11 protein-coding genes are annotated in these 10,920 nt (G+C 67.4%); 9 read left to right on the top strand and 2 right to left on the bottom strand.

What is annotated here, in order from left to right:
- Positions 1-76 precede the first annotated feature (76 nt).
- On the top strand, positions 77-478 hold the full coding sequence (locus ACIBK6_RS41965; protein ID WP_399058714.1) for a (2Fe-2S) ferredoxin domain-containing protein: 402 nt from the start codon (positions 77-79) through the stop codon (positions 476-478).
- Between the two features lie 341 nt (positions 479-819).
- Here ACIBK6_RS41965 and ACIBK6_RS41970 read toward each other — a convergent pair whose 3' ends face one another.
- Positions 820-1,260, bottom strand: a complete 441-nt coding sequence (locus ACIBK6_RS41970) for a VOC family protein (protein ID WP_399058697.1) — start codon at positions 1,258-1,260, stop codon at positions 820-822.
- A gap of 657 nt (positions 1,261-1,917) precedes the next feature.
- Here ACIBK6_RS41970 and ACIBK6_RS41975 point away from each other — a divergent pair.
- The 6 genes from ACIBK6_RS41975 (at position 1,918) to ACIBK6_RS42000 (ending at position 8,211) form a co-directional block, all read left to right on the top strand.
- Complete coding sequence (locus ACIBK6_RS41975) at positions 1,918-2,307, top strand: hypothetical protein (protein WP_399058699.1); 390 nt, start codon at positions 1,918-1,920, stop codon at positions 2,305-2,307.
- A 180-nt stretch (positions 2,308-2,487) separates the two neighbouring features.
- Positions 2,488-2,760, top strand: a complete 273-nt coding sequence (locus ACIBK6_RS41980; protein ID WP_399058701.1) for a hypothetical protein — start codon at positions 2,488-2,490, stop codon at positions 2,758-2,760.
- Positions 2,761-3,203: 443 nt separating this feature from the next.
- Positions 3,204-4,094 carry an RNA ligase family protein gene (locus tag ACIBK6_RS41985; protein ID WP_399058716.1) on the top strand — a complete coding sequence of 297 codons (891 nt, stop codon included), beginning with the start codon at positions 3,204-3,206 and terminating at the stop codon, positions 4,092-4,094.
- Between the two features lie 206 nt (positions 4,095-4,300).
- Positions 4,301-4,552 (top strand): hypothetical protein, encoded by a 252-nt coding sequence (locus tag ACIBK6_RS41990; protein WP_399058703.1) that lies wholly within the window; start codon positions 4,301-4,303, stop codon positions 4,550-4,552.
- A gap of 37 nt (positions 4,553-4,589) precedes the next feature.
- Entirely contained in the window at positions 4,590-5,795 is a 1,206-nt protein-coding gene (locus ACIBK6_RS41995) for a tyrosine-type recombinase/integrase (RefSeq protein WP_399058705.1), read from the top strand.
- The gene (locus tag ACIBK6_RS42000; protein ID WP_399058707.1) at positions 5,788-8,211 is read left to right on the top strand and encodes a tyrosine-type recombinase/integrase; all 2,424 of its coding nucleotides are present in this window, start codon (positions 5,788-5,790) and stop codon (positions 8,209-8,211) included. Before ACIBK6_RS41995 ends, ACIBK6_RS42000 begins: the two co-directional genes overlap by 8 nt.
- Before the next feature lie 104 nt (positions 8,212-8,315).
- Here the strand turns inward: ACIBK6_RS42000 and ACIBK6_RS42005 are convergent, their stop codons facing one another.
- Positions 8,316-8,801 carry a hypothetical protein gene (locus ACIBK6_RS42005; protein WP_250306619.1) on the bottom strand — a complete coding sequence of 162 codons (486 nt, stop codon included), beginning with the start codon at positions 8,799-8,801 and terminating at the stop codon, positions 8,316-8,318.
- A gap of 145 nt (positions 8,802-8,946) precedes the next feature.
- Here ACIBK6_RS42005 and ACIBK6_RS42010 point away from each other — a divergent pair, with 145 nt between their 5' ends.
- Positions 8,947-9,945: a tyrosine-type recombinase/integrase gene (locus ACIBK6_RS42010; RefSeq protein WP_399058710.1), complete on the top strand. Its 999-nt coding sequence runs from the start codon at positions 8,947-8,949 to the stop codon at positions 9,943-9,945.
- The gene (locus ACIBK6_RS42015) at positions 9,939-10,829 is read left to right on the top strand and encodes a hypothetical protein (protein WP_399058712.1); all 891 of its coding nucleotides are present in this window, start codon (positions 9,939-9,941) and stop codon (positions 10,827-10,829) included. The genes ACIBK6_RS42010 and ACIBK6_RS42015 overlap by 7 nt, the downstream gene beginning before the upstream one ends.
- The last annotated feature ends 91 nt before the right edge of the window (positions 10,830-10,920 follow it).

A 10,920-nucleotide genomic window follows, 5' to 3' on the forward strand; every position in this document is an offset into this window, starting at 1 on the left:
CCCACACCCCATACGACAACGTCGGCCTTCAAGACCACAACCAGGTCCTGAAGGCCGACGTCACGCGAACCCCCGGATTAACCAACAGCATCCGAAGGCAGCGACGGGGGCGGCCCGGCCCACCGTGACCGTGTGCCGGGGCTGCTGCTGCGGCACCCCGGCCAAGGTCCCGCGCCTGGACCATGAAGCCCAGCTCACCGACCTGCGCACCGCGCTCGCGAGCGTGGCGATGGTGCGGCGTACCGACTGCCTCGACGCCTGCGAGCGCGCCAACGTCATCGTCATCCAGCCCTCCGCCGAAGGCCGCAGTGCTGGCGGCCGACCCGTCTGGTTGGGCCAGGTCAACGGCCCCGGCGCCGCTGCCGACATCACCACCTGGGTCAAGAACGGCGGCCCCGGCCTCGCCGATCCACCCGACATCCTCGACCTGTACACGTTCAGCCCGTCCCGACGCGTCCGCCACGAACTCGACAACTGACCGGCCCCGGTGCCGCCTCCCCCGTAGGACGGCACCGGGGCCGATCCGGCTTCCGGGGGCTGTCTACTCGTCGTCGTCTTCGTCGTCGAGATCGAGGGCGCCGGGGTCGCGCAGCGGGCGCAGGTCCTGGCAGGGGTGCTCGGGGCACCCGGGTGGGGCCGGGCCGGGGCGAGCTTCTTCGCGGTTCGGATCTTGTCCCCCAGCTCTTCCAGGTCACCAGGAGGGCACACCGCGCGCGGCCGGACGAAGAGGGGTCACGTCACGGACCAGCAGCTCCTGGCTGATCGGGCGGTTCAGAACCTCGACGATCTCGTTCGGCTGCATGGTTCGGTTCCTCCTTCTCAGCGCAGTTCCTCGGCCAGTCCGACGATGATGCCCTCCGGGCCGCGGAGGTAGCAGAGCAGATAGCTGTCCTCGAACCGGGCGATCTCACCGACGAGTTCGGCGCCGTGAGGGCGCAGGCGGGCAACGGTGTCCTCGATGTCGTCGACGGCGAACATGACGCGGTGCGTGCCCACAATGTTGTGCGGCCGGTTGCGCGGCCCGGCGCTGATCACCGCCGGGCTGCGGTACTTCGACAGCTCGAGCCGGCTGTGACCGTCCGGGGTCCGGACCATCGCGATGTCACAGCGGACGCCGTCGAGTCCGGTGCACTGGTCGGCGACGAGGCCCTCGACCTCCGCCCTGCCCTCCAGCTCCATACCGAGTTCCAGGAAGAACGCGATGGCGGCATCCAGGTCCTCGACGACGATGCCGACGTTGTCCATCCGCTGAATCGCCATGCTGGTTTCTCCTGCTTCCTCGTGCGGCCGGTGGTAGCCGCTGATGTCCCTGGGACGGAGCCGGTGGCACGTTCTCGACATCCTCAGACCGCCGAACTCCGAAAAATCCGTGCTGGCGATCCATCGAAGAAAGCGCTGCGAATGAAGCCCGTCTGGAAGAAAGGCTCAGCACCGGGGACAGCCTGAGCGTGCCCGGACGGCGTACGTCGTAACGGCCCGTGCCGACTCCTGCCCACGGCGACGACCGTGCCCGGACCACCACCCGGCACCCGCCGCCGCCCAGACCGCCCCGCGTACGACCCCGGGGCGGTCTGCTCCTGGGCGCCACGGGTCTGGACCCGTCGGTGGTGCACGCGTGCCGACAGCAGCTCGGCCGCTGAACTTGGAGTTGAAGCAGATGGCCGAGCCGGGGATCGGCTCCTTCGGCGCCGAAGGAGCCAGCCCACAGGAGCGAGACTCGCAACCACTACGATCAGCCGCACGAACGGCGGTACCGGTGAGCGGTGCGGCCGCGCTTGTTTGGTGGTCATGAGTTCCTGCGGATGCGACTACGGCATCTCTACTGGTCCGGGCCTTATGGCCGCCGATTTCCTGCGTCGACACCAGCTCGACAGCAAGATCTCGCGGGGCCAGTGGCCTGACACGATGCGGCTTCTCATGATCATCTACACCGGGCTGAAAGGCGACCTGCCGGTCCAACTCCACTTTGCCGCAAAGGCAGAAGAGGCCGGAGTCAGCGCCGAACACCTGCGCGCCGAGGTGGCCTGGCTGGTCGAGCACGAGTTCCTGGCACTCGACGGGCACGTCGAGGGGGTAGCGCGCGTCTGGGTGAATTCCTCGGTCGCGTTTCTGCCGGGGACGGATCCGCGGGTGGCAGCTGCCCGGCACAGGTTTCCGTACTTCGACATTGCCAAGGGCGGCATGAGCGCTGAAGAGCCCGTCATCATCCACCCGTACGAGCGGGAACTCTGGGAGGCGGTCTACGTCGCCCAGCAGGACTTCTTTGAGAACCCACCGGTCTTCAAGCGCTGCCCAGCCCATGCATGACGTGCTTGTCTGGCGTGGTGTCCTGCTTTCGGCGGCATCACCCCAGCGGCATCGACACGCCTGAACACCCTCGCTCTCACCCCCCACCCAGCCCTGGCGTGGCGGTCGCTGTTGCCGTTGACGCTGCCGCCCCACGTCCCCGGCGTACACCATCACCGCCTGGTTCCGGAGGAGCATCCGATGGCCTACAGCGTCACCTGCGACATCACCGCTGGCCCGCTGACCCTGCCCCGCGTGGCCGGTTCCGTCGGTGCCGTCTACTCCGATCCCCGCCGCGACAGACCCGGCTTCGGCGCCGCTGTCGAACTCCCCGCCGTGCTGGAGCTACTCACCGCAATCCAGACCGGCCAGATCACCGCAGCCGAGGCCACCAGCGCGTTCGTCCCCTTCCTCGCCCGGCTCGATGAATTCGATCGGAAGATGGCTGACCATTTCGCTCGTTTCGATTACTGAGAAGACTTGACCGTGATCAAAGTCGCTGAGGATTGGCGTATCCCCTGGCAGACCCACGAAAACCCGAGCCCCACGGGCCGGGACGCTGGCGCCACCCGGCCACAGGGGGCCCCGGCCTGCGGGGCTGCGCTGTTCGCCGGCGACCGGTTTCATCCGGGCCCGGGCCGGGGGCGGGACGGGAAAGACCCGCAGCGTGACCCGGAGCGCGGCGCCGGGCACGAGGAGATCGGCGAGGAGCATCTGGCCGGGCTGTCGGCTCCAGTCGAGGCGCGGCCGGGGACGGCTCGCGGCGGGGTCGATGGCGTGCACGCCATGGTCAGCACCGTGCTCTCCATCCCGCGGACCTGGACCCGGTTCCACTGGCCTGGTTCAAGAACGGTGAGCGCGTCGGTGAGGTCTTCGATGTCGCCATCCTCGAGGTGGGGCACGGTGGCCGGGTGAGAATGCCGCTGCCCCTGCCGATCACGGTCGTACGCCCAACCCCGGTTCCGGAGGTCCCCACAGGTCCATGTTGGCAGTACACGGTCAAGCTGGACGGCTACCGTGCCGTGACCCTGCGGACCAACGAGGGCGTCCTGCTCCACTCCCGGTCCGGCCGGGGGTTCGGCAACGAGTTCCCCGAACTCGCCGAGCCCTTGCGGGCCCTGCCGGCCGGGGTGGTGCTGGACGGGGAGATCTGCGCCGCGTACGCGGACGGCCGGATGGAATTCACCGCCCTGGCCCGCACCGCGGCCTGGCGCCGCTCCCACGGCGTCGCGGTCTCCCTCACCGCTTTCGACGTGCTGGCCCTCACTGATCCCGGCAACCCTGCCGGCGACGCCCGCGATGTGCGCGCCCTCCCCCTGACCGAGCGCTGGGAGCTGTTGAACGAGGTGCTCACCGGGACGTCGGTGCGGCCAGTGCTGGCCACCAGCGACCGCGACACCGCGCTCACCTGGGCGCGCGATCTCGCCGCCCTCGGGGTCGAGGGAATCGTGGCGCGCCGCTGGGACGCGCCCTACAGCCCCCGCCTGAGGGGGGCGTGGGTGAAGTGGCGCAGCAACGACACGGTGGATGCTCCGGTGCTCGCCGTCCTCGGACCGGTGCACCGGCCCCGGGCGGTGCGGGTTCTCCTGGACGGCGAGCCGGTGGTGACCACGCCCCGCCTTGATGCAGTGCATGCCTCCCAGGTCGCCCATGCCGTCCCGGGCCGCCTTCTGCCCCGCGAGACCACGTCCGGCCCGCCGGCCGCGGCCGGCGAACAGCCGGTGGCGCAGGGGCTGGTGGCCGAGGTACGGGTCACGACGGGCCGCCACCCGGCGGTGCGCCTGGTCCGGCTGCGGCCGGCGGACTGATGTCGTCCAACGAGATCGGGCCGTACAGCCGGATGACGACGGCGGCCAAGCTGGCGGTCCTGGCCGCCCATCCTCGGTGTGCGATCTGCGGCCGGCCGACCGCGGAAGTCGACCACCACCACCCGACGGACACCGTGCGCGGCCCGTTAACCGAACTAACTCATGCGTTCTTGCAGGTCAACGCGCCTCTCCGCTAGCTTTTCGGGATGCTTCAAGGTGACGTCCCCGAACGGGACTTGGCGACGTTTGTCCTGCCTGAGTTAGGTCGGCTGCAGGAGACCAGTGATCAGTGGGCGCCGTACCAGTTGCTCGATCAGGATGGCGCTGTCGTCGACCCCGTCCGGCTCTTCTTCGCCGAGCTGCAGGCAGAAAACAAACCCGCCTCCACGGTCCGGTCATATGGCATGGACCTGCTGCGCTGGTGGCGACCTGTTAACTGCACCATGTCCCAGTCGTGACCCAGACGGATCGTCTGGGTCTTCTCAGGAGTGTGGTGTGGTGGAGGACGTGCGACGTGCCCTGATGGAGGGGAAGTGCTCGGTTCCCGAGCTCGGCGCTGTAGTCGCGGGGGCGACGCCCGACCTTCCGTTCGTTGTAGTGGATGCTGACGGTTGCGAGGTCGAACCGGTCAGTGCCTACCTGCGAGATCTGATGCTGGGGGACGTCAGCCCGCTGACCTGCCGGAGTTACGGATTCGGACTGTTGCGGTGGTACCGGCTACTCCAGTACCTGCAGATCTCCTGGGACAAGGCCACGGAGGCCGAAGTCGCGGCGCTCGTTGGCTGGCTGCGGGAAGCGCGCAACCCGCAGCGTCTCCGTAAGCGGGACAGCGCGTCTCCGCCTGCGGGGTCAGTGAATCTGAAGACCGGCAAGCCATCGCTCCGGGAGGGGTACGCGCCGAGCACGATCAACCACAACCTCAGCGTGGTCAGCGGGTTCTATGGCTTTCATGCGAGGTTCGGCGTTGGTCCGGTGGTCAATCCGGTGCCGGCCTCGCACGGGCGTCGGCAGGCTCTTGCACACCGGTCTCCGCTGGAGCCGACGCAGGTGTTCCGGCGGGGCCGGCTGCGGCAGAAGGTGCCGGTGCAGGCCCCGCGATCTATCCCCGACCATCTGTGGGATGAGTTGTTTGCCGGGATGGGCTGCGACCGTGACCGCGCACTCCTGGAGTTCTCCGTCTCCTCCGGGGCCAGGGCGAGCGAGCTGCTGGGCGTCGGGCTGGACGACATCGACTGGTCTGGCCAGCTGATATACGTGATCAGCAAGGGCACCCGGATCCGACAGCCCGTGCCCGCCTCCCCGAACGCCTTCCGCTACCTGGGCAGCTACCTGGCCGCCGACGGGTTGCCCGACACGGGCCAACCGGTGTGGCGCACTCGCCGCGGGGATCCGCGCCCGTTGACGTATTGGGCGACACGCCGCATTCTCCAGCGGGCCAACGACAAGCTCGGCACGAATTGGACCTTGCACGACGCTCGCCATACGGCGGCGGTCAGGATGGCGGGAGACGAGCGGCTCACCCTCGCCGAGGTGCAGACGATCTTGCGGCACGCCCATCTCGACACCACTGGCCGCTACCTGACGGCCCGTGTGGAGGACCTGCACGACAAGCTCCAGGAGCACTACACCAAGCCCCGTCCCCAGCGCACCTTCACCGCCGGGTACGACCCGGAGGACATCAAGGCGGTGTTCGGTGGCTGAACCCGGCACCCTGACCCAGCCGACGACCAAGAAGGGCGTCAGCCGCTTCGTCAGCGTGAACGCCGCACCTGCCCCTGCCCCTGCGGTCCCGCCGCGTCCCCAAGGTGATCTGACCCGCGCCTCCGTCGGGGAGATCGCGCAGGCGGTGCGCACGACCTGGCCGACGAAGTCGGCCGACAACCGATGGAACCGGAGCCGCGGCGCCCGGGACCTCCTGCAGCACCTGAGCCAGTTCCCGGGCGAGACCTGGCAGGAGCGGTGGGAGGCCAGCGGGTTCAACCAGGGCGGCAACCCCGTGTCGGTCCTGCGATCGGCTCCCAGAGAGAGGAGCCAGATCGGCACCGGCGCTGCCTGCCTCCTGTGTCTGCGGATCATCCAGCCCTCACTGGAGGCATTCCGGTCGAACACCTTCCTCTACTACGGGCAGCGCTTCCTCACCGCCCAGAACGACCCTCTGTTGGAGAAGTTCTGGGCTGAGACGCAGGCCACGCCGGTGAACCCGATTCACCACGGGACCGCGCTGTTCGACATCGCGGTCGTCCTCACCACGCAGGGCATCGCCCTGGCCGACCTGACCCCCGAGGCTTTCCTGCACTACGCGTGGGAGTGTCGCCGTCAAGGACTGGTCCTGGGGGCACGCGGAGCCGGCAGCCGGTTCCCCGGCCACCTGGCCTGGCAAGTGCTCCACACGATGGACCACTTCCCCTCCCATGGGCCAGCGACGCTGAAGGCGGCCCTGCTCAACGGGCGATCGACGGTCAAGGAACTGGTCGACCGCTACAAGATCCGCAATACCGGGGTTCGGCACCTGCTCGTCGCCTACCTGGAACGACGCAAGCCCGAACTGGACTATTCGACGCTGGACAATCTGTCCCGCCACCTGGCCAGCAACTTCTGGGCGACCATCGAGCAACTCGCCCCCGACCAGCCCGACCTGCGCATCGACGGCGAGCTCTACCAGCGGTGGCGGGACCGGGTCGCGATTCGCGTGGACGGCAAGGGGCAGCGCGACTTCGACCCCATTCTGCGTGCAGTGCGCGCCTTCTACACCGATCTGCAGGCGTGGGCAGCAGCGGAGCCCGAGCAGTGGGCGATCTGGGTGGCGCCCTGCCCAATCCCCGACGCAGAGGTCCGCGGTTATGGGATCCGCAAACGACGCGTCAAGGAACGCATGGACGACCGCACCAGGCAACGTCAACCGCTGTTGAACACTCTCCTGGAACACCTGGAGAACCGGTACGGCCACCTCCGTGACCTACTCGCGCAGGCCGCGGACATGGCCGGCGGGCAGACCGTCACGCTGGAGGGTCAGACCTATCAGCGCCTGTGGAGCAGGGTGGATGAACGCCGAGTCCGGCTCGGAGGGCTGGCGAACGTCCGCGTCCTCGACCTGGAGAGCGGCAAGCACATCAATGTCACGCATGCCGAGGACGCCGCCTTCTGGGAGTGGGCGATCGTTGAGGTCCTGCGGCACTCAGGCGTGCGCATAGAGGAGGCCCTGGAACTCACCCATCTCAGCATCCGGCAGTACCAACGGCCCAACGGCGAGGTCATCGCCTTGCTGGTGATCGCTCCCTCGAAGAGCGACCGGGAACGCGTCATCCCCATGTCCGCCGAGCTGTTCGCCGTCGTCGCGGCCATCGTCCGCCGCCACACCACCGGCGGCCAGACCATCCCGCTCTTGCCTCGTTACGACCCGAAGGAACGGCAGAGCAGCGCACCCATGCCGTTCTTGTTCCAACGCAAGATCGGCACCAAGCACGAGGTCATGTCAGACACCACAGTGGTCAACATGCTGAAGCGCCGCTGCGTTGAGCTCGCCGAACAGCACTCCGGTTTCCTTGCGACCAGCTTCACACCGCACGATTTTCGCCGACTCCTGGCCACGGAGCTGGTGAACAGCGGGCTTCCGATCCACATCGGAGCGGCCCTACTCGGACATTTGAATCTTCAAACGACTCGTGGATACGTCGCCGTGTTCAACGAGGACGTCGTCCGTCACTACCAGGGATTTCTCGACCGGCGCCGCCAGGCCAGGCCAACCGACGAGTACCGGCCGGTCACCGAACCCGAATGGCTCGGCTTCGAGGAGCACTTCGACCAGCGCAAAGTCGAGCTGGGAGGATGCGCCCGCCCCTATTCGACACCTTGCCAGCATGAGCACGCCTGTCTGAGATGCCCCATGATCAACATCAATCCGAAGATGCTGCCACGCCTCGACGAGATTGAGGTCGACCTTCTGGCCCGCCGGGCCCGAGCCGAAGCAGAGGGGTGGCTCGGTGAGATCGAAGGGATAGACCTCACCCTGTCCTTCCTGCGCCAGAAGCGAGACCAGACCCGTCGGCTCGCCAGGGTCGCGCCGGTCGACCTCGGCATACCCGGCATCGCGCCGCGATCACCGGCAAGGCGAGAATGAGGGGATGTATCTCGCTGCCAAGATTCGGGGCGACCTCGGCATGCCTGCCCGCAGAGGAAGCCGAAAAGAGCCCCGTGGGCATGCGCCACCGTCCCGCACAGGGCTCAGACCAGCAGCCGAATCGACGGAACCTCCGCATCCACCGCGATCTCCGTCTTGCAGCCTCCGCAGTACACACTCGTGGGCCGCCGAACGTTCGTCTGGATCGAACCTTCGCTCGACGTCTCCTGATGAGGGCAGTAGTTGCCGTAGTGCAGGCGAACCCAATTACTCAACGGCGTTGCGTCGGTGCCCCGCTTTGCGTCCTTGAACGGCGCCCACCAGAAGTCCACCACAGTCCGCAACGCCAGCCGGTCGTCCTGGCTTGTCACGTCGAACGCAGCGATCCGAGCTGCGGCGAAGTGCTGCTCGTTCCTGCCACTCCAGCAGATGGCCCGCTCGGCCCCCCGCTCCAGCGCGTTGGTTCGTCCGACCCGCTCGCAGACGAAGCAATCCAGGTTCAGCTGGATCGTGGGTTTCCAGAACAAAAGATCACGATGAACCTTCTCAAGCCCAGACAGAACCGCGGTGATCTCAAGGCTGCGCAACATCGTGCGATCGTCGCACAGCTGCTACAGCTGCTACAGCGGCACCGCGGGCACCCCGACTTGCAAAGTGCAGAGAAGGTTCCTGTGGGCGCTCGACATCGAGTGGAACCGGGCAACTCGTGCGGATGCACGGGACTTCACCCGGTGGATGCAGATCGCGAACAAGCCGCAGCGCCTGCACTGGAGGCACCGCAACGCGGGCTACTCCGAGAAGACGGCGCCGAAGCCGCGGACGACGCGGAAGAAGATCCCTGGCACGCCGAACGCCATCACGGGCAAGGCTTCGCCCGGCCCGCAGTACGCCGCGAGGACGCGGGCACACTGCGAAACCGTGCTGCGCACGTTCTACGACTTCCACCAGGACGAAGGCACCGGGCCCATCATCAACCCGTTCCCGCTTGACCGTTCCCGCCGCAGCAGCCGCGCGAACGCCCACCACAAGCCTGACCAGCCCTTCAAGTCAGAGCGGACTGGCCGCTACCGGCCGGCCATCCCTAAGCGTGCACCCCGGCGCATCCCCGACGAGATGTTCAATGCGCTCTTCGCGGCCCTCCGCCACAACAGGGACCGCGCCCTGCTGGCCTTCTGGGTCTCCAACGCTGCCCGCGCCGAAGAGCTCCTCACCAGTCGGCAGCGTGATGCCCTTCCCGGTCAGCAGTTGATTGGCGTGATCCGGAAGGGAACCCGGGCCTACCAGCAGCTTCCCTGCTCAACCGACGCCTTCGTCTGGCTGCGGCTCTACCAGGAGGAGGCCCGGCGAGACGGCGTCCCGCACGGCAAGAACCTGCCGTTGTGGTGGACGCTGAGGCGACCGTGGCGTCCGCTGAACTACGACGCGGCACGGGCAATGTTCAACCGGGCCAACGATCTTCTCGGCTCGAACTGGACGCTCCACGATCTACGCCACACCGCGTCCTACCGACTCGCCCGTGACCCCAACATGCCCCTGACAGACGTCCAATGGGTCCTCGGTCACGCACATCTGACGACCACACAGCTTTATCTTCCGGCCAGTCAGGACGAGGTAATCGAACGCGTCCGCGCCCATCACGCACGCCGAACCGAGCAGCGCGACCGGCCGCCGGCACCACCGGCCCCCGGTTACAACCCCGACTCGCTGAAGACTCTCTTCGGGAACTCATGGTGACGAGCACTGAGACCCTGGACGCCCCGACCGCCATCCGAGACGCTCAGCCACTCGCCGGCGAGGCTCTCCGGGCCGCCAAGAAACGGTTCCCGCCGCGGCCTTACGAGGACGACTGGTCTGCCACCAGCCAGTCCTATGACGAGGTCGTCGCCCGGCTGAACCGGCCTCCGCTTCGGGCCGCGAGCGAGAACACCCACTTCTACCGGCGCCGGGGCGCAACACTCATTCTCCGCTGGCTCCTGGGCCAGCCTGGCGACACCTGGCAACAACGGTGGAACGCGTCTCCCGCGGCGAGCTCGACCGGGACACAGTGGAACAAGCTCAACGCAGACTGGGTCGGCTACGACGCGGCGAATGCGAACGGCATCCTCAACACCGGCCTGTTCGCCCTTGTCTGCGCCGACGTACTCCGGCCATCGCTCCACTGGCAGCTCACCCGGACCTCGACCAACCTGCGTGCCATCATCACCCGGCACCGTGACCCTGAGGGCTTTGCCCGCCTTCAGGAGTTGGTGGGCCCAGAAGCATGGTCCTCCCACCTCGGCATCCTTGCCAAGAACGTGCTGGTCAAGCTGGTCATCGCCAAGGGCGGGGGCCTGACCGACATCAATGTCGGAGACGCCATTGAGTATATGGAGGCGCATCGAGCTCAACGGGCCACGTCGGGCGGACAGAGCCTGTTCTACTCCTGGCTGAAGGACTTGGGTCACCTGCCGCCCGACGCGCCTGTGTCGTTGAGACTCCTGCACCGAACCTCCGGCCAGGTCTCGGTCGAGCAGCTCGTCGACCGCTACCGGCCGCAGTCCAAGCCGATCCGAGACCTGCTGGTCGAGTACCTCAAGGAACGCCAGCCCACCATGGACTACACGTCCTTGGAGGACTGAGCCGCCCCGAAGTTCTCGGACAGTGGTCCCCGATAGGATCATGGTCAGGAACGGCGGAGAGAGCACGTGACACCAAAGCGTAGGAAGTTCA

Source organism: Streptomyces sp. NPDC050485, from assembly GCF_044458185.1.
Lineage (GTDB): Bacteria > Actinomycetota > Actinomycetes > Streptomycetales > Streptomycetaceae > Streptomyces.